At 73.4% G+C, this 16,957-nt stretch carries 18 protein-coding genes; 11 read left to right on the top strand and 7 right to left on the bottom strand.

The features are described from left to right. The first annotated feature begins 84 nt into the window (after positions 1-84). On the top strand, positions 85-2,187 hold the full coding sequence (locus AB1673_08245; protein MEW6153961.1) for a hypothetical protein: 2,103 nt from the start codon (positions 85-87) through the stop codon (positions 2,185-2,187). Here the strand turns inward: AB1673_08245 and AB1673_08240 are convergent, their stop codons facing one another. Continuing rightward, positions 2,188-2,397: a dodecin family protein gene (locus AB1673_08240; GenBank protein MEW6153960.1), complete on the bottom strand. Its 210-nt coding sequence runs from the start codon at positions 2,395-2,397 to the stop codon at positions 2,188-2,190. Between the two features lie 28 nt (positions 2,398-2,425). After that, complete coding sequence (locus AB1673_08235) at positions 2,426-3,466, bottom strand: alpha/beta hydrolase (protein MEW6153959.1); 1,041 nt, start codon at positions 3,464-3,466, stop codon at positions 2,426-2,428. Here AB1673_08235 and AB1673_08230 point away from each other — a divergent pair. From AB1673_08230 to AB1673_08200, 7 genes are all read left to right on the top strand, one after another. Next, the gene (locus AB1673_08230; protein MEW6153958.1) at positions 3,360-4,316 is read left to right on the top strand and encodes a lysylphosphatidylglycerol synthase transmembrane domain-containing protein; all 957 of its coding nucleotides are present in this window, start codon (positions 3,360-3,362) and stop codon (positions 4,314-4,316) included. The two genes, AB1673_08235 and AB1673_08230, sit on opposite strands and share 107 nt — an antisense overlap. After that, entirely contained in the window at positions 4,313-5,182 is an 870-nt protein-coding gene (locus AB1673_08225; protein MEW6153957.1) for a phosphatase PAP2 family protein, read from the top strand. The genes AB1673_08230 and AB1673_08225 overlap by 4 nt, the downstream gene beginning before the upstream one ends. 79 nt (positions 5,183-5,261) lie before the next feature. Beyond that, positions 5,262-5,909: a DUF4386 family protein gene (locus AB1673_08220; protein ID MEW6153956.1), complete on the top strand. Its 648-nt coding sequence runs from the start codon at positions 5,262-5,264 to the stop codon at positions 5,907-5,909. A 144-nt stretch (positions 5,910-6,053) separates the two neighbouring features. Then, positions 6,054-7,115, top strand: coding sequence for a polyprenyl synthetase family protein (locus AB1673_08215; protein ID MEW6153955.1), 1,062 nt, complete (start codon positions 6,054-6,056; stop codon positions 7,113-7,115). A gap of 36 nt (positions 7,116-7,151) precedes the next feature. Further along, complete coding sequence (gene crtI, locus AB1673_08210; GenBank protein ID MEW6153954.1) at positions 7,152-8,630, top strand: phytoene desaturase family protein; 1,479 nt, start codon at positions 7,152-7,154, stop codon at positions 8,628-8,630. Beyond that, complete coding sequence (locus AB1673_08205) at positions 8,627-9,637, top strand: phytoene/squalene synthase family protein (GenBank protein MEW6153953.1); 1,011 nt, start codon at positions 8,627-8,629, stop codon at positions 9,635-9,637. The genes crtI and AB1673_08205 overlap by 4 nt, the downstream gene beginning before the upstream one ends. Before the next feature lie 4 nt (positions 9,638-9,641). After that, entirely contained in the window at positions 9,642-10,481 is an 840-nt protein-coding gene (locus AB1673_08200) for a hypothetical protein (GenBank protein ID MEW6153952.1), read from the top strand. 79 nt (positions 10,482-10,560) lie between these two features. On the opposite strand, the gene AB1673_08195 is transcribed toward AB1673_08200, so the two are convergent. From AB1673_08195 to AB1673_08185, 3 genes are all read right to left on the bottom strand, one after another. After that, entirely contained in the window at positions 10,561-10,956 is a 396-nt protein-coding gene (locus AB1673_08195) for a nuclear transport factor 2 family protein (protein ID MEW6153951.1), read from the bottom strand. Next, positions 10,883-11,998: a glycosyltransferase family A protein gene (locus tag AB1673_08190; GenBank protein ID MEW6153950.1), complete on the bottom strand. Its 1,116-nt coding sequence runs from the start codon at positions 11,996-11,998 to the stop codon at positions 10,883-10,885. Before AB1673_08190 ends, AB1673_08195 begins: the two co-directional genes overlap by 74 nt. Positions 11,999-12,066: 68 nt before the next feature. Then, the gene (locus tag AB1673_08185) at positions 12,067-12,597 is read right to left on the bottom strand and encodes a Uma2 family endonuclease (GenBank protein ID MEW6153949.1); all 531 of its coding nucleotides are present in this window, start codon (positions 12,595-12,597) and stop codon (positions 12,067-12,069) included. Between the two features lie 38 nt (positions 12,598-12,635). On the opposite strand from AB1673_08185, the gene AB1673_08180 reads away from it, so the two are divergent. After that, positions 12,636-13,322 carry a CDP-alcohol phosphatidyltransferase family protein gene (locus tag AB1673_08180; protein ID MEW6153948.1) on the top strand — a complete coding sequence of 229 codons (687 nt, stop codon included), beginning with the start codon at positions 12,636-12,638 and terminating at the stop codon, positions 13,320-13,322. Here AB1673_08180 and AB1673_08175 read toward each other — a convergent pair. Continuing rightward, positions 13,282-13,593, bottom strand: coding sequence for a lycopene cyclase domain-containing protein (locus tag AB1673_08175; protein MEW6153947.1), 312 nt, complete (start codon positions 13,591-13,593; stop codon positions 13,282-13,284). The two genes, AB1673_08180 and AB1673_08175, sit on opposite strands and share 41 nt — an antisense overlap. Positions 13,594-13,596: 3 nt before the next feature. Then, positions 13,597-13,956 carry a lycopene cyclase domain-containing protein gene (locus AB1673_08170; protein ID MEW6153946.1) on the bottom strand — a complete coding sequence of 120 codons (360 nt, stop codon included), beginning with the start codon at positions 13,954-13,956 and terminating at the stop codon, positions 13,597-13,599. Between the two features lie 103 nt (positions 13,957-14,059). On the opposite strand from AB1673_08170, the gene dxs reads away from it, so the two are divergent. Together dxs and AB1673_08160 are read left to right on the top strand one after the other, a co-directional pair. Next, positions 14,060-16,006: a 1-deoxy-D-xylulose-5-phosphate synthase gene (gene dxs / locus AB1673_08165; GenBank protein MEW6153945.1), complete on the top strand. Its 1,947-nt coding sequence runs from the start codon at positions 14,060-14,062 to the stop codon at positions 16,004-16,006. 206 nt (positions 16,007-16,212) lie between these two features. Further along, the gene (locus AB1673_08160; GenBank protein ID MEW6153944.1) at positions 16,213-16,905 is read left to right on the top strand and encodes a hypothetical protein; all 693 of its coding nucleotides are present in this window, start codon (positions 16,213-16,215) and stop codon (positions 16,903-16,905) included. Positions 16,906-16,957: the final 52 nt, after the last annotated feature.

The raw sequence follows: 16,957 nt of genomic DNA, 5'->3' as shown, positions 1-16,957 counted from the left end.
CGGCCCATCGTACGGGCGCCCGCCCCCGAAGGACGGCCGGCGGCCCCGGGCGGGCAGGGAGCCCGGTCCGTACACTCGCGGGCCATGGCCGGACTGGCGGTGTGGAGGCGGCGGGTGGTGGGACCGGCGGCGCTGGCGGTGGCGCTGGCCGCGGTCCCGGCGGCCGCCATGGCCGCGGAGACCGCCGACGGCGGGGCCGACGGGGCGCTGCGCCAGGTGGGCTACTCCGACCTGGGTGGGGGAGGGGTCAACGGCGACGTGGCCGTCGTGGGCCACGTGGCCATCGTGGGCGCGGGCATCGTCACCCACACCGGCTACCACACCGAGCGCTACAACCCCGGGCCCTGCCTGGAAGTGACGGCCAAGGTCGTCGACCTGAGCGACGCCCGCGCCCCGCGGGTGGCCTCCACCATCCCCATCCCGGTGGGCGTGGCCGCCATCGACGTGGCCGCCATCGAGGTGCGAACACCGTCGTTCTCGGGTGTCCTGGCCGCCATCGCCCTCGACGACGGGCCGTCCCAGTCGGGCCCCACCAGCTGCACACCCAACACCCGCAGCCCGGCCTTCACCGACCGGGGCATCGTCTACTACGACATCACCGACCCCGACGCCCCCGTGTTCCTGGGCCGCTACATGGCCGACCAGGGCCCCGACGACGACGTGCCCGCCAACGCCGTGCCCTGCGCCCCGCCCCCCGAGGGGGCCGCGGTCCGCTGCGCCACCGGCCAGCACTCGGTCGACCTGGTCCAGCGGGCCGACGGCACGGTCCTGTCCATCTCGGTCGAGCTGACGGCCAACTTCCTCACCCGCCCTTCGGGGGACGTGCGGGTCGTCGACGTGACCGACCCGCGTGCGCCCACCCAGGTCAGCGCCTGGCCTCCGCTGGGCGAGCGTCCCGGCTCGTTCTCCCCCAACGGCTGCGCCCCCTTCGTCAACAGCCACTCGGCCGAGTTCTACGACGGTGGCCAGCGGGCGCTGGTCACGTTCATGGACGCCGGCCTGTACGACCTGAACCTGGCCGACCCCGGCTCGCCCCGCCGGGTCAGCCAGTTCTCCTACCCAGCGGTGCGTGAGGAGGAGGGCAACGCCGGGTTCGTCACGGCCGCCGAGGTCGGGGGTCGCACCGTCGCCCTGCTCACCGAGGAAGGCTGGTGGCCGACCTCGACGGCCCTGCGCATCGACGCGCCGTCTTCCATCGCCGGCCAGAAGTTCGCCTGCCAGGGGCTGCCGACCCTCTTCGAGCAGACCGGCCAGGCCCAGCTCTACAAGCGCCCCAACGGGACGATCGAGGCCGAGATCGTCTACGGCGGGCGGGGTTGCCCGGCCCGGGGCAGCCAGGCCAACCCGGTGGCCGAGGACCCGTGGCCCACCGACCCCCGGGGCAAGATCGTCTTCTTGGACTCGTCGAGGGTCGAGGCCACCCAGCCGGGCGCCCCCAACCAGGGCTGCAACAACACCAGCCGCATGAACCGGGCCCAGGCCGACGGTGCGCTGGCCGTGATGTTCGGACGGGTTCAGCTCGCCCCCTTCAACGCCTCCCCGCAGGCCGTGGGCTGGGGCGGTGACTGGAAGGGGTTGACCATCCCCGGCATCTCCATAGACGAGGGCGACGCCAACGCCCTGCGCACCGCCCTGTGCCCCCGCCTCGAGGAGGAGAGATGCGCGGGCGGGGAGACGGTGCGGGGCGCGCTGGTCGACTCCCCGGGCGCCTGGGGCGGGATGCGGGTGCTGGAGGTCGACCCCGATACCGGCATGCGGGAGCTGGCCCTGCTGCGGTCGCCCCACGGCACGGCCTTCCCCCCGCCCGACCTGGGGGTTTACGCCCCGGGACGGGTGCTGGCCGACGGCAACCTGGCCTACGTGGCCTGGCACTCCGACGGGCTGCGGGTCATCGACCTGGGCCAGAGCCCGCCCACCGAGGTCGGCCACTTCGTGCCGCCCGACACCGCCGATCCCACGGGCACCCTGCCGGCCAAGGCGTCGGTGATCGGCGTGGCCCTGGCGGGCGGCAACCGGGTGGTCATCGTCGACCAGAACAGCGGGCTCTACGTCCTCGCCCGGGTGACCTCGGGCGGAGACGGTGGGCCCCTGCTGCTCTACCTGGCCCTGGCCCTGGCCGGCACGGCCGCGCTGGTGGGCGGGGGTGCGCTGGCCAGCCGGCGCCGGGCCGCCCGCGTCAGCGGCTGACTACTCCTCTTCGAGCACGAAGGTGACCATGAGGTTCACCTGGTAACTGGTGACCTCGCCGCCGGCCACGTCGACGCGCTGCTCCTTGATCCAGGCCCCGGTCACGTTGCGCAGGGTCTTGGAGGCGCGGGCCACCCCGACCTTGACGGCGTCTTCGAAGCTGACGTCGCTGACGGCGCTGATCTCGATCACGCGGGCGACAGTGTTCATCGGTCCTCCTTGGAGCACGGAAGGCCCTTCACGGGCCCACTTCGGATGAGGAGCGGACAGTCTGGCCCACAGTTGAGCCCGGGGGGCGCCCGCCCGGCCCTTCCAGGAAGGCCACGATCTCCTCGATGCACCGAGCGGGTTGTTCGATCTGAGGCGAGTGGCCGGCCGGGTCGATGACCGCCAGGCGGGCCGACGGGACGGCGGCCGCCAGCCGTTCGCAGTGGGGCCGCATGGTGGAGTCCTCCGAACCGACGACCACCAGGGTGGGCACGGCCAGGGCGCGTACCTCCTCGAGCGTGTCGGGCCACTCGGGGAAGCGGGGGGCCATGGCCGTCCACATGGCGGGGGAGCACCTCAGGAGCTTGCGGTCGGCGTGGTCGGCGTAGCCCGGCCTGACCCGCTCGATTCGAGCCCGGGCGGCCAAGGCGGCGGGGTCGTTGGCCCGGCGGGCGGCCAGCGCGGCTGCCAGGGCCTCCATGCCGCCCGATGCGACGATGGCCTGGCCCAGCGCCACGAGGGCCGGGTCGATGTCCAGGGGCCCGTGGAACGTGCTGATCAGCACCAGGGCGTTGACCCGCCCTGGGTGGTCGATGGCGATGCGCTGGGCCAGGGCCCCGCCCATGGAGTGCCCGACCAGGACGAACTCGTCCCAGCCCAGGGCCCCGGCGACCCCGAGCACGTCCTCCACGAAGGCGTCGGGGTGGTAGTGGTCGGGCCCGGCGAGATGCTCGCCGTCCCCGTGGCCCCGCAGGTCGGGGGCGGCCACGTGCCAGCCTCGGTCGGCCAGAGGAGCGGCCAGCTCGGCGAAGTCCTCCTTCGCGCCCGTGAACCCGTGCACGCCCAGCAGGGGCCGGCCCCCCTCTCCGGTCTCGGCCACCGCCAGCCGCGCCTCGCCCACCTGCACGGTCCGTAGGCCCACGGGGCGACGGTAGCCACTGGCGGACGCGTAAGCTGCATCGAGGGTGCGGAAGCGCAAGAAGATCTTCCTGGTGCTGCGAGTCGTGGCCAGCGCAGTGATGCTGGCGTTCCTCCTGTCGCGCATCCACCTGTCCTCCCTGCTGCCCGCCAACCAGGGATCGGCCGTCATCTGGCTGGTGGTCGGGCTGTTCGTGTGGGTCGGGGCCACGGTCCTGGCCGCGCTGCGCTGGCAGCGGGTCCTATCTGCCCTGGAGCTGCCGTCCCAGCTCCCGCCCCTGCTCTCGCACTCGTTTGCCGGCCTTTTCGTGGCCAACTTCCTGCCCTCGACCATCGGGGGCGACGTGCTGCGCGTCTCCCGCCTGTCGGCCACCAACGGTCAGGCCCCGGCCTCGTTCGCCTCGGTAGTGCTCGAGAGGCTCACAGGGTTCCTGGTCCTGCCGCTCATCACCCTGGTAGCCCTGCTCACCCACCCGGACCTGCTCCAGCTCGGCAACGCCAGCCGCATGGCCGTCATGTTCTCGATCGGCACGCTGGTCGTGCTCAGCGTGATCCTCGTGCTGGCGGCGAACCCCCGCCTCGGCAAGCGGCTGGCCGACAACCAGAGCTGGCTGCGCTTCGCAGGGGCCGTCCACCTGGGCATCGACCGGATCCGGCGCCACCCGGGGGCGGTGGTCGGCGTCCTGCTCACGGCGGCCGCCTACCAGCTGACCCTCGTCCTGGCCGCGTGGATGGCCACCCAGGCCCTGGGGATCGACGTTGGTTGGGCCGCAGTGATGGCCTTCCTGCCGGTGGTGGCCATGGCCCAGGTGCTCCCGGTCTCGGTAAACGGCCTGGGCCTGCGCGAGGGGGCGCTGGTGCTGCTCCTGCAGCCCCTGGGCGTGCCCACGGGCAAGGCGGTGGCCCTGGGACTGCTCCTCTACGGCATGAGCCTGGCCGTGAGCCTGCTCGGCGCCCCTGCCTTCGCGGTGGGGGCCCGCGCCCCCGCTCGCGCCGCGGCGTGAGCGACACACTCCGCGACGACACCATGCCCCCCGGGGGCGACGGTGAGGGCGGGCAGGAGGCCCCCGCCCCGGGCCCCAGCCAGAAGGAGGAGGCGGGAGCAGGCGGCCGGGGCCTGCGCTGGTGGCGCGAGGTGCTCTACATCCTGGCCTTCTACGGCGTGTACACCGCCATCCGCAACACCCAGGGCTCGGCCTCGGTGTCGGCCGCCAAGGCCATGGGCAACGCCCTGGACATCATCCGGCTGGAGGAGATGCTGGGGATCTACCACGAGAGGGCCATCCAGCAGGCGTTCCTGGGCAACCGGCTGTTCATCGAGCTGTGGAACCTGTTCTACGGGAGCTTCCACTTCGTGGTGACGGCCTTCGCCCTGGTGTTGCTGTTCCGCCGGTTCCCGGGCCGCTACCGGCAGTGGCGCAACACCTTGGCGTTCACCACTGCCCTGGCCCTGATCGGCTTTGCCACCTACCCCCTCATGCCGCCCCGGCTGCTGCCCCCGTCCTACGGGTACGTCGACACGCTGGCCACCTACGGCTCGCTGTGGTCGTTCGACTCGGGCACGGTGTCGAAGATCTCCAACCAGTACGCGGCCATGCCCAGCCTTCACTTCGCGTGGGCCATGTGGTCGTCGCTCGTGCTCGTGTCGGCAGTACGTTCGACATGGGCCCGGGCGCTGGCCTGGGCCTACCCGGTCATGACCCTGTTCGCCATCGTGGTGACGGCCAACCACTTCATCCTCGACGCCGTCGGAGGCCTGGTCGTACTGGCGGGGGGAGCGGCCATCGGTTTCCCGCTGGCCGCTCGTGTCGAGCGCCGGCTCGAAGACCGGGCGGGCGCCCGGGCCGCGCCCGCACCGGCGGCGGGCTGACGGCTGCCCCACCGGGCGCCGGCGGCTCGGCGGACCGGAAGTGCCCGTCGGAGGTGGGCCGCCCTACGATGGCCGGCCAGTGAGCGACGTGAGCGACCAACAAGATGTCGGGTGGCGGTTCAGCCGGGTAGGGGCGCTGTCGGGAGTCGCCTACGCCATCTTGGCCTTCGTGGGGTCGTCTTTGCTCCCCATCGGCGAGGTCGACCCGACCCAGACGGCCGAGGTGATCGCCGAGCAGGTGGCCGAGGCCCGGGGCCGGGTGAGCGGAGGGATCCTGCTCACGCTGATGAGCCTGTTCTTCCTGCTGGTGTTCGTGGCCTGGCTCTACAGCTGGTTGCGCCACGTGGAGGGACGGGCCGGGTGGTTGCCGACCCTGGCCCTCATGGGCGGTGCACTCATGGTGGCCATGAGCTCGGTGGTGGTCCTGCTGAGCATCGCCGGGACGGTCCTGGAGGACTACGGCGCCGACCCCCAGATAGCCAGGACTCTGCTGGTGTTGCAGTGGCAGTCCCTGGCCGTCATGTTCATACCCACGGCCGCCTTCGTGGGGGCCACGGGTGCGGTCATCTACCGGTCCGAGGTGCTGCCCCGGTGGCTGGCCTACGGAGGGATGATCATCGCCTTCGGCCTGCTCATCCCGCCCATCGCCTTCCTCCCTTACCTGCTGTCGACCCTGTGGATCGGGATGCTGGCCGTCGTGCTCCTCCAGCGCTCGCGCTACGGGTAAGAGGCTGGTGCCCTACGCCTGGTGGCGGCCCGCCGGCCGCCCGTCCTGCCCACCGGTGCGGTCATCCGGGCCGTCCGTCCACTCCGAAACCCGCTGTGACCGGCCACTAACCTGGAGCCGGGCCGAGGAGGCGGAAGGAGGACTGTGCGCGTCGCCGTGACCACCGCGAAAGCCCCGCACAGCCTGGTTGCCATCGCGTCGCGTGTCGACGAGCGGGCCCGGCAGTTGCTCGACTCCGAGCGCCAGCGCTGGGCCGATGTCGACCCGGCCTTGGCCGAGCCCTTCGACGCCCTGGCCAAGTTGGTGCTCAGCGGGGGCAAACGGCTGCGCCCCGCCTTCTGCCACTGGGCCTTCGTGGGGGCCGGGGGCGACCCCGGTGACCCGCAGGTGGTCGACGCCGGGGCCGCGCTGGAGATGCTCCACACCTTCGCCCTCATCCACGACGACATCATGGACGGGTCCACGACGCGCCGCTCGATGGACACCATCCACGTGAACTTCGAGCAGCGCCACGCCCTGGCCGGCCTGCGGGGCGAGGGCCGCCGCTTCGGCGAGGGGGTGGGCGTGCTGGTGGGCGACCTGGCCTTCGTCTACGCCGACAAGCTGCTGGCCGGGGCGCCCCGCCCCGCGCTGGACGTGTTCACCGAGCTGCGCATCGAGGTCAACGTGGGCCAGTACCTCGACCTGGCGGGTACGGCCCGGGGCATGGTGGGGGAGGCCGCGGCCCGGCGCATCTCGCTGTTCAAGTCGGGCAAGTACACCGTGGAGCGGCCCCTGCACCTGGGGGCGGCCCTCGCCGGCCGCCTCGACGAACTGGCCGGCCCCCTATCGGCCTACGGGCTGCCCCTGGGCGAGGCCTTCCAGCTGCGCGACGACCTGCTGGGCGCCTTCGGGGACGAGACCGTCACGGGCAAGCCGGTGGGGGAGGACCTGCGGGAGGGCAAGCCCACGCTTCTCTACGCGGCCGCCCGGTCCCGCACGGGCGACCCCCTGCTGGGCCGCTACGGGGCCGCCGACCTGACCGACGCCGAGGTCGCCGGCCTCCAGGACCTGCTCGCGGGCTGCGGGGCGGTGGCCGCCGTGGAGTCCGCCATCGAGGCCCGGACGGCCGAGGCGGTGGCCGCCCTCGACCGCGTCGAGCTGGTGCCGGCCGCCCGTTCGGCCCTGGCCGAGCTGGCCCGTTTCGTGGCCGGTCGCGACCGGTGACGGCGGCGCGCCCCCGCGGGCCGAGGTAGCAGGGGCGTGCGAGTAGTCGTCGTGGGGGCCGGCCTGGGAGGGCTGGCGGCCGCCTGCCACCTCAGCGGCGGGGGCCACGACGTCGTGGTGCTCGAGCGCGAGCCCGTGCCCGGGGGCCGGGCCGGCCTGTTCGAGGCCGGGGGTTTCCGCATCGACACCGGGCCCAGCGTCCTGACGATGACCGACATCCTGGCGGCCACGTTCGCCGGGGCGGGGGCCGACATGGCCGACTACCTCCACCTGGAGCCGGTCGACCCCATCTACCGGGCGTGCTTCGCCGACGGCAGCGAGCTGCGGGTCCGCCAGGGGCGCGAGGCCATGACCGAGGAGGTCCGCCAGGTGTGCGGGCCGGCCGAGGCCGCCTCCTTCGGCCGCTTCTGCGACTACCTCACCGACCTCTACGAGCTCGAGCTGCCCCACTTCATCGACCGCAACTTCGACTCGGTCTTCGACCTGCTCAAGCCCTCGCCCGCCCCCCTGGCCCGCCTCGTGCGCCTCGGCGGCCTGCGCCGGCTGGCCAACGTGGTGGCCGACTACTTCGCCGACCCGAGGCTGCAGAGGATCTTCTCGTTCCAGTCGATGTACGCCGGCCTCTCGCCGTACGAGGCCCTGGCCCTGTACTGCGTGATCACCTACATGGACACTGTCAAGGGCGTGTACTTCCCCGCCGGGGGTATGCACGCCGTGCCCAAGGCCCTGGCCGCGGCGGCCACCAAGGCGGGGGCGGAGATGCGCTACGGCGTCACCGTGGAGCGGGTCGAGCAACGGGCCGACGGGCGGGCGACCGGGGTGCGCCTGGCCGGGGGCGAGGTCGTGGAGGCCGACGCCGTGGTCCTCAACCCCGACCTGCCGGTCGCCTACCGCCAGCTCCTGCCGGGCACCACCGCCCCCCGGGTGGCCCGCCGGGGCAACTACTCGCCGTCGTGCGCCGTGTGGCTGGCCGGGGTCAAGGGGGAGCTGCCGGCCGGGGCCGAGCACCACAACATCCACTTCGGGGCGGCATGGGAGGGGGCGTTCGACGCCCTCATGAAACAAGGGGTGCTCATGCCCGACCCGTCGATACTCGTGAGCAGCCCGACCAAGGGCGACCCCTCGCTCGCCCCCGACGGCCACATCTCGCTCTACGTCCTCGAGCCCACACCCAACCTCGACGGCCGGGTGGACTGGGCGCGGGAGCGGGCCGGGGTGCGCCAGCGCCTGATCGAACGAGTGGCGGCCGCCGGCTACCCGACGGGCGAGGTCGTGGTCGAGCGCTTCACCGACCCGACCGGCTGGCGCGACCAGGGGATGGAGCGGGGGACTCCTTTCGCGGTGGCCCACAACTTCTTCCAGACCGGGCCCTTCCGGCCCAACAACGTCGACCGCCGGGCCCCCGGGGTGGTGTTCGTGGGTTCCAGCACGGTGCCCGGCGTGGGCGTGCCCATGGTCCTGCTGTCGGGCCGGCTGGCGGCCGAGCGGGTGGACCGGGCCGCGGCCGGGCGATGAGCGGCCACCGGTCCGGCGCGGGGGCCGGGCCCGGGGCCGGCGAGGGCGCAGTGACCCTGGAGCAGTCCTACGCCGAGTGCCGCCGCCTCAACCGCCTCTACGGCACGACCTACTACTGGTCCACCCAGTTGCTGCCGGTGGTCAAGCGCCACCACGTGCACGCCCTCTACGGGTTCACCCGCTACGCCGACGACATCGTCGACGACCTGGGCTCCACGGCCACGACCGAGGAGCGCCGACGGGCCCTGGAGGAGTACGGCCGCCGGTTCTTCGCCGACCTGGAGGCCGGGCGCTCCGACCACCTGGTGCTCAAGGCGGTGGTGCACACCGTCCGAGCCTTCGACATCGACCCGGACTGCTTCCGCCGGTTCCTGCGCTCCATGGCCATGGACCTCGACACCGAGACCTACGAGACCTTCGACGACCTGCTCGTATACACCGAGGGGTCGGCGGCCGTGATCGGCGAGATGATGCTCCCCATCCTCGAACCCCTCTCGCCCGAGGCCGTGGGCCACGCCCGCGACCTCGGCACCGGCTTCCAGCTGGCCAACTTCTGGCGGGACGTGGCCGAGGACCTCGACCGGGGCCGGGTCTACATCCCCCAGGAGGACCTGCGGAAGTTCGGGGCCGACCCCTGGGAACGGCGGGTGACGCCCCAGTGGTGCGACCTGATGGCCTTCGAGATCGCCCGTGCCCGGCGCTACTGCGAGTCGGGCGACGTCGGCATCGCCATGCTGCCCGAGCAGTCGGCGCGCTGCATCCGGGGGGCACGTGCGCTGTACTGCGGCATCTTGGGCCAGATCGAGGAGGCGGGCTACGACGTCTTCTCCCGCCGGGTGCGGGTGCCCACTTGGAAGAAGCTGGCCGTGGGGGCCCGGGTCCTGCGCCCCGGGGGGTGCGGCTCGCGCCCGTCGGGCCCGGCCGGGTGGGGTGTGGGGGCCAAGGTCGCCCGCCGGGCCGCCAGCGGCATCCGGGGTGGCCGGGGCGGTCGCCGCCCGGAGGGCTGAGGCAATGAGGGCGGCGCCCGACAACGGCGCCCGGCCCGCGGCCGACGTGCCGTCGTGGGCCGCCCCGCCCCGCCAACGGCGACTGTCCCGGGGGGCGCGCCAGCGCCTGTGGGCGTTGGTGGCCCTGGTGGTGGTGGGTGCGCCCGCCTTTCTGGTCGCGGGCCGGTACTGGGTCAGTGACGTCGACCTCGACGGCGCCCTGGCCCGCTTCCGGGCGGCCGGCCCGGAAGCGGCCCAGCCCGTGCCCGGCCTGCCCGAGCCAGGCGTATACCGGTACCGCACGACGGGCGGCGAGCACATCTCGTTCCTCGACTACCGCCGGGACTACTCGGCCACCACCATGCGCATAGTCACCCGTCACAGCTGCGGGGTGCGGGAGGACCACTGGTTCCTCGTCCAGCACCTGGAGTACTACGTGCGCTGCGGCGACGAGCTGCCGTCCTACGGGACCGACATCGCCTACTGGTGGACACACGGCACCCAGGACTTCGTGTGCCAGCCCGGCGGTTCCTTCGACATGGCCGGCTACCGGCCCGGTGACCGGGTGGAGTGGACGTGTGCCGACGAGGACACCCGGGCCGACCAGGTCACCGAGTACCTGGGGGACGTCGACATGGTCGTGGACGGTGAGACGGTGCGCGCCCGCCACACCCGCTGGGTGACGACGTTCTCGGGGGCGACGGTCGGGGTGGCCACCGTCGAGGACTGGTTCCACCCCGGCAACGGCCTCCTGCTGCGCGAGACCCGCACCATCGGCCTCGATGTGGGGTCCGGGTTCGTTGGCCGGATGGCCTACATCGACCAGTCCGAGATCACCCTGCTGTCGTTGGAACCGGCCCGCTGACCCCCACCCCAACGCGAAACCTGCGCGGGAATCGTGGGCGTTTCGCCCACGATTCCCGCGCAGGTTTCGCGTTGGGGGCCTAGTCGGCGTCCATGATGAGGGTGCGCCAGACGGCCTGCCAGCGGCCGTCGCGGGCGCGGGCCAGCACGAACAGGTCGGTGCCGCTGTCCTGGAAGGCCTGGCCGCCCATCTCGTAGTCGATCTCGAAGGCGTAGCTGATGACGGCCGTGTCCTCGACGACGTCGACCTGGGGGTCGAACTCCTCCAGCCGGCGGATGTCGGCTTGTTCGGCGAAGTCGACGTAGCTCAAGATGCAGTCCTCGCGGCCTTCGGTGCGGCCTTCGAACCCGGGGTGGATGATGACCGCGTCGGGGTGGAACAGCTCGACGATCTCGCTGGCGTCACCGGTCCGCCACGCCCGGTTGATCTGGCGCACCGTGTCCCAGGGGTCGCCGCCCTCGGCTCGTCGCTTCAACATGTCGTCCTTTCCACGCCACCGGACGTCCGGTACCCGCCCGCCACCGGCTCTCCAGGTAGATAGTCGCCAGCGCCAGCCGGGCGGCGGGCGCCAGGACACCGTAGAGCGGGTTCTGGCCGGCGGCGAGGCGCCCGCCGGCACTCACGGTCATGGCCGCCCACGGGCGCCGCGTCGCCACCGGGGCCAGCAAGGCCGCCAGGTGGACGGCCGGCCGGTCGTGGAGCGCGGCCTGGTTCTTCACCAGCCCGGCCCACAGCTCGCGCCCGCTGCCGTACATGCGGGTGCGCAGCAGGTCGGGCGCCAGCCTGGCCTGGTGGCCACCCAGGGCCTGGGCCAGGGCCCGGTCGTCGACCACCGACCCCCGCACGGCGGGGTGCCCGTGCCCCCCGACGGCCTCGTAATGGCGGCGGCGGACCAAGAAGCACTGGCCACTGGCGAACCCCGGGGGCAGCCCCTCCTGGACCAGGGCCAGGCCCAGCTCAGGCAGCAGCAGCCGCTCGGCGAACGACCGGCACTCCAGCCCGCCGACGATCGACGTGGACGTGCCGGTTGCGCCGTCGTGGCCCAGGGAGGCGGCCATGGTGGCCAGGGCGTGAGGGTGCAGGACCACGTCGGCGTCCACGAAAGCCAGCCACTCGGTGGTCGCTCCCTCGGCCCCGGCCCGGCAGGCCCAGGCCTTGCCTGTCCACCCCGGCGGCGGTCCGCCATCGAGACGGACGAGACGGGCCCCCGCCGCCCGGGCCAGGGCGCCGGTGGAGTCGGACGAGGCGTCGTCGACCACCACGACCTCGGAGGCCTGGGCCAGGCACGACCCCACGCAGTCAGCCACCGTGGCCGCTTCGTCCCGGGCCGGGACGACCACCCGCACGTCGACGGGCGGGGCCAGGGGGTCGGGCCGCAGAAAGCGGGCCGCGGCCACGCCCATCCGCGCCAGCCCCACCAGGGCGGCGACCGTGGCCGGGCTCGGAGGCTGGTGTCTTTCGTGTTCGGCGCTGCGCGCCGAGGCGGCCGACCTGCCTCTGAACAGCACCTTTGCCATCTAGTCGAGCCGCGAACGGGGCGGTCGGCTGCCTGAGGAGGGCCTAGACACCCGCCACCCAGGCCCTCTCAGCGGTCGAACAGGGCCGACAGCTCGACGGCCAGGCCGGGGACCAGGGAGGTGGTGAGCACGTCGCCCCGGCCCAGCTCGGCCGACTGCTCGCCCGCGAACACGAGCACGACGTCGGCCTCGGTGTCGACCAGCCAGATCTCCGATGTGCCCCGCCGCCGGTAGCCGTCGCGCTTGGCGCCGATGTCGAAGCGCCACGTCGAGGGGGAGCGGACCTCGACCACCAGGTCGGGGGCACCGTCGACGAACAGGACGTCGCCCGGCCGGCGCTCGTCCTTGATGAACCACACGTCGGGCGCGAACACGTTGGCGTCGTCGATGCGCCAGTTGCAGCCCAGCCCGGCCTCGCCCGTGCCGGGGTGCTCGGCCAGCCAGCCGGCCAGCAACCGGAACACCTCCCCTACGAGCCGCTGGTGGCGCACTCCGGGCTCGGTCACCACCACCTCCCCGTCGATCAACTGCGTGCGGGCCTGATCGGGGGGAAGGGAGAGGAACTGGTCGGCGGTCAGACGCCGGGTGGCCACGGCCATGGAGGTAAGGCTACTGCCGGGGGTGTGACACTGGGGGGGTGGGCCGCAGCGGGGACGAGCACGTACGGGAGTGGGCCGACCTCCACCTGACCGAGCCGCCGGGCGGCTTCGTGGGCGGGTGGCTGCGGGCCGCAGGGGCGGTGGCCCGCCCCCTGGCCCGGGCCGGGGTCTCGCCCAACGCGGTGACGGTCGCCGCCCTGGTGGCGGCGGTGGCGGCCGTGCCCGCGGCCGCCCTGGTGGACGGCTGGCTGGGCCCGGCGCTGGCGTGCGCGGCGGTGACCGTCTCGGGCCTGCTCGACGCCCTCGACGGGGCGGTGGCCGTCCAGGGCGGGCGCACGACCAAGGTCGGGTTCCTGCTCGACTCCGCCCTCGACCGGGTGGCCGACGCCGCCTACCCGGCGGCCCTGGCTTATGTGGCCGGCCCCGGGCGCCCGGGCGTGGTGGCCCTGGCCGTGGGGGCGACGGCGGCCTGCTGGTACCTGGAGTACGTGCGGGCCCGGGCCTCCTTGGCCGCCCCCGAGCAGCGGGGCCGCCAGGTGGTCACCCCGGGCGAGCGCCCCACCCGCATCGTCCTCACGGCCGTGGGCCTGGGCCTGCCCGCCCTGGCCGTGGCCGCCCTGTGGGCCCATGTCGTGGTCGTGGCGGGCTCGGCCGTGTTCCTCCTGGGCCACTCGCTGGCCCGGCTCAGGCGGGCCGACCGGCTTTCTGGCGGTCCCACAGGATGAGCACCAGCACGATCAGCGAGAAGCCGAACAGGTAGTCCTCCACCGGGATGTCCCACGGGAAGCGCCAACCGGTGAACTGATCAGCGTCGTAGACGACGATGGGGGCCGACAGCTTGGTCAGCCACCCGTCCACCAATACCTCGAAGAACAGGATGATCCCATAGGCCACCCAGAACTGGGCCCGGCGGAAGATCCCGCTGCGGAACCAGAAGAGCTCGGCAGCCACCACCGCCGCCACCGACAGGACGGCCAGCACCGTGTACTCGGGCACCGGTCAGCCCTTCCCGCGGGTCAGCCGGCGGGGCACGAGGCGGGCCTCGCCCCGCAGCACCCGGCCTACGGCCTCGTAGGTAAGCAGGCAGGCGATGGGGATGGCGATGAAGAACGTCAGCTCCTCGACGGGCAGGTTGCCGGGCAGGCGCCATCCCGTCACGTAGGCGGGGTTGAAGTCCCAGTGGCCCCGGGCGATGGCGAACAGGTCCCAGACCACGAAGATGGCCACCGGCACGGCCATGGCCTTGAGCAGGCGCCGGGGCTGGCGCCACACCCGCGCGCCCAAGACGAGCTCCAGCGGCAGGGTGATCAGAAGGCACAGTCCCATGAGGATCAGGTACTGGTAGCGGTCGAGGTCCATGGTGGCCGACACGGTAGCGGCGGGGCCCGCCCCAGGGGCCGCAGGCAGGCGGGGGCGGGTGCGTACCTGAACAGTCGCTCAACCCTGTAGCGTCAGGTTCCCGATGCTCCTCGATTCCATCGACAGCCCCGGCGACCTACGTAGCCTCGACCACGAGCAGCTGGAACAGCTCGCGGCCGAGATCCGGGACTTCATCGTCCAGTCGGTGTCGGTCACCGGCGGCCACCTCGGGTCGAACCTGGGCGTGGTCGAGCTCACCCTGGCCATCCACCGGGTCTTCGACTCCCCGCGCGACATCGTGCTGTGGGACACGGGCCACCAGGCTTACGTGCACAAGATCGTCACCGGCCGGCGCGACCGGTTCCGGTCCCTGCGCCAGGCCGGGGGTCTGTCGGGCTACCCCTCGCAGTCCGAGTCCGAGCACGACTGGGTCGAGAACAGCCACGCGTCCACGATCCTCAGCTACGCCGACGGCCTGGCCACCGCCCTCGCCGTCAAGGGGGAGCACGACCGGCGGGTGGTGGCGGTCATCGGCGACGGGTCGATGACCGGGGGGATGGCCTACGAGGCCCTCAACAACCTGGGCCACAACGGCCGGCGGGTCCTGATCGTGCTCAACGACAACGGCCGGTCCTATGCCCCCACGGTGGGCCGGCTGGCCACCGGCCTCAACCGCCTGCGCCTCAACCCGGCCTATGTGAAGAGCCGCGAGAAGGTCCAGCGGGTGCTGAGGGGCGTGCCCCGCATCGGCGAGCACCTCGAACGGGGCATGGAAGGCATGCGGGCCGCCTTCCGGGAGGTGGTCCTCGAACCAGACGGCTTCTTCGAGGCCCTGGGCATCCGCTACATCGGCCCGGTGGACGGCCACGACATCCACACGCTGGAGGTGCTGCTGGCCCAGGCCGCCGATCACGACGGGCCCATCGTGGTCCACGCCTTCACGCACAAGGGGCGGGGTTACAAGCCAGCCGAGGACGACGACGAGAAGTGCCTGCACGACGCCCCCGTGTTCGACCCGGCCACGGGCCCGCCCCGGTGGGCACCCGCCGGTTACACCCAGGCCTTCGCCGATGCCATGGTCGAGGTGGGCGAGCGCGACCAGCGGGTGGTGGCCATCACGGCCGCCATGGGCGGCCCGACGGGGCTGATCCCGTTCCAGGACCGCTGGCCCGACCGCTTTCTCGACGCCGGCATCGCCGAGCAGCACGCCGTCACCTCGGCCGCCGGGCTGGCCATGGGCGGCCTGCGCCCAGTGGTGGCCATCTACTCGACGTTCCTCATGAGGGCCATCGACCAGGTGAACCTCGACGTCGGCCTCCACCGGCTGCCAGTCGTGTTCGCCATCGACCGGGCCGGGGTGACGGGCGACGACGGGCCGTCCCACCACGGCCTCTACGACCTGGCGGCGTTGACCCGCGTTCCAGGCATGACGGTCTTCGCACCCTCTTCGGCCCAGGAACTGGCCGTCATGCTCGACCAAGCCCTCCTCATGGACGGCGGCCCGGTCGCCATCCGCTACCCCCGGGGGGCCGCCCCCCAGGCTGGCCCCGGCCAGGTCGGGTCGGGCCTGCGGGGCCGGCGGGTGCAGCGGGGGGGCGACGTGTGCATCCTGGCCGTGGGCAAGATGCTGGAGGCCGCCGAGGAGGCGGCCCGCCTGCTGGCCGGCCAAGGCGTGGGGGCCACCGTGTGGGACGTGCGGGTCGTGAAGCCCCTCGACCCGGCCATGCTGGCCGACGCGGCCGCCCACCCCCTGGTCGTGACCGTCGAGGACGGGGTGCGCCATGGCGGTGCGGGCACGGCCGTCGCCGACTCCCTCGGGGGCTGGGGCCCGCCCCTGGCCCCTGGCCCTGCCCTGAACGGACGAGGCCACGCCCCCACCAACGGGAGCCGGGCCGGCGGGGGGCCGCCGGTGGTCGTGCTGGGGGTACCCGACGTGTACATCCCCCAGGGCAGCCCGGCCTCGATCCTGGCCAAGCTCGGCCTCGACGGCCCGGGCATCGCCGCCTCGGTGCTGTCGGCCCTGGGCGTGGCCGAGGTAGTCGGGAGCTGACGGCTCCAGGCCGGCGCCAGGCCGGGCTCGTCCGGGCGGCCGCCACTGTCACCGCCCTGGTGCTCCTGGGCGCCTGCGGTCCCGGCGACGGCCGAGGCCAGGCTTCCCTCAGCGGCCCGGCCCCGGTCTCCCCCGCTCCGGTCCCCTCCCTCCCGGCCGAAGCCCCGGCCGAGCCCGGGCCGACCACCACCGGCCCGGGTGCGGTTATGACCACCCGCCCGGTCCCGACCACCCGCCCGGCCCCGGCCGCGACCACGACCACCACCACCGCGGTCACGGCCCGGCCGGTCGCGCCTGCGGCGGCCGGGACCTACCTCTACGACACGGCCGGCCAGGCCACTGTGGGCGCCCTGGTCACTCCCTTCCCGTCCGTCACGTCACTGGTGGTCGACCAGCCCGCGGGCGCCCGCCAGCGATCCACGCGCGACCTGCGAGACCCGGCGGGGGCCGGGCCGGTATTCGAGACAGTTCTCGAGTACCGGCCCGACGGGGCCCACCTGGTCAGCCTGCGGCTGACGGCCACCGTCCTGCTGCTCACCCAGACCGTGGAGCTGCGCCCGTCTTCGCCCGAGCTGCTCGTGCCCACAGGGGCCGCGCCCGGCGACCGCCGGGAGATCGACGTGAGCGTGGCCGGAGGCGGTACGGCCCGCCTGGTGGTCGAGGTGGTGGGGGAGGAGGTGGTGACGGTGGGCGGGCAGGCGGTGGCGGCCACCGTGGTGCGCCTGTCGGGCTCCGTGCCGGGCCAGCTCGACGCCCGGCTCGACCTGACCGTGTGGCTCGACCCCACTCGCGGGCTGTGGGTGAAGGAGCGGGCCGTGGCCGAGGCCAGCAGCGGAGACGGTGGGCTGCGCTACACCAGCCAGTACGAGGCCACCCTGCAGCGGCTGACGCCCGGCTGAGGGACCGGGCCGGCGTGGAGGTGGGGCACCCGGCCGGTCCCGGTCCGCACCG

Source organism: Actinomycetota bacterium (genome assembly GCA_040754375.1).
Taxonomy (GTDB): domain Bacteria; phylum Actinomycetota; class Acidimicrobiia; order Acidimicrobiales; family AC-14; genus JBFMCT01.
This window is presented reverse-complemented; position numbering and strand designations above follow the sequence as displayed.

Excerpts from the sequence above, each read along its gene's own strand:
- AB1673_08245 (MEW6153961.1), top strand. The coding sequence starts at position 85 with ATGGCCGGACTGGCGGTGTGGAGGCGGCGGGTGGTGGGACCGGCGGCG.
- AB1673_08190 (MEW6153950.1), bottom strand. The coding sequence starts at position 11,998 with ATGGCAAAGGTGCTGTTCAGAGGCAGGTCGGCCGCCTCGGCGCGCAGC.
- dxs (MEW6153945.1), top strand. The coding sequence starts at position 14,060 with ATGCTCCTCGATTCCATCGACAGCCCCGGCGACCTACGTAGCCTCGAC.
- AB1673_08240 (MEW6153960.1), bottom strand. The coding sequence starts at position 2,397 with ATGAACACTGTCGCCCGCGTGATCGAGATCAGCGCCGTCAGCGACGTC.
- AB1673_08185 (MEW6153949.1), bottom strand. The coding sequence starts at position 12,597 with ATGGCCGTGGCCACCCGGCGTCTGACCGCCGACCAGTTCCTCTCCCTT.
- AB1673_08200 (MEW6153952.1), top strand. The coding sequence starts at position 9,642 with ATGAGGGCGGCGCCCGACAACGGCGCCCGGCCCGCGGCCGACGTGCCG.
- AB1673_08160 (MEW6153944.1), top strand. The coding sequence starts at position 16,213 with ATGACCACCCGCCCGGTCCCGACCACCCGCCCGGCCCCGGCCGCGACC.
- AB1673_08170 (MEW6153946.1), bottom strand. The coding sequence starts at position 13,956 with ATGGACCTCGACCGCTACCAGTACCTGATCCTCATGGGACTGTGCCTT.
- AB1673_08205 (MEW6153953.1), top strand. The coding sequence starts at position 8,627 with ATGAGCGGCCACCGGTCCGGCGCGGGGGCCGGGCCCGGGGCCGGCGAG.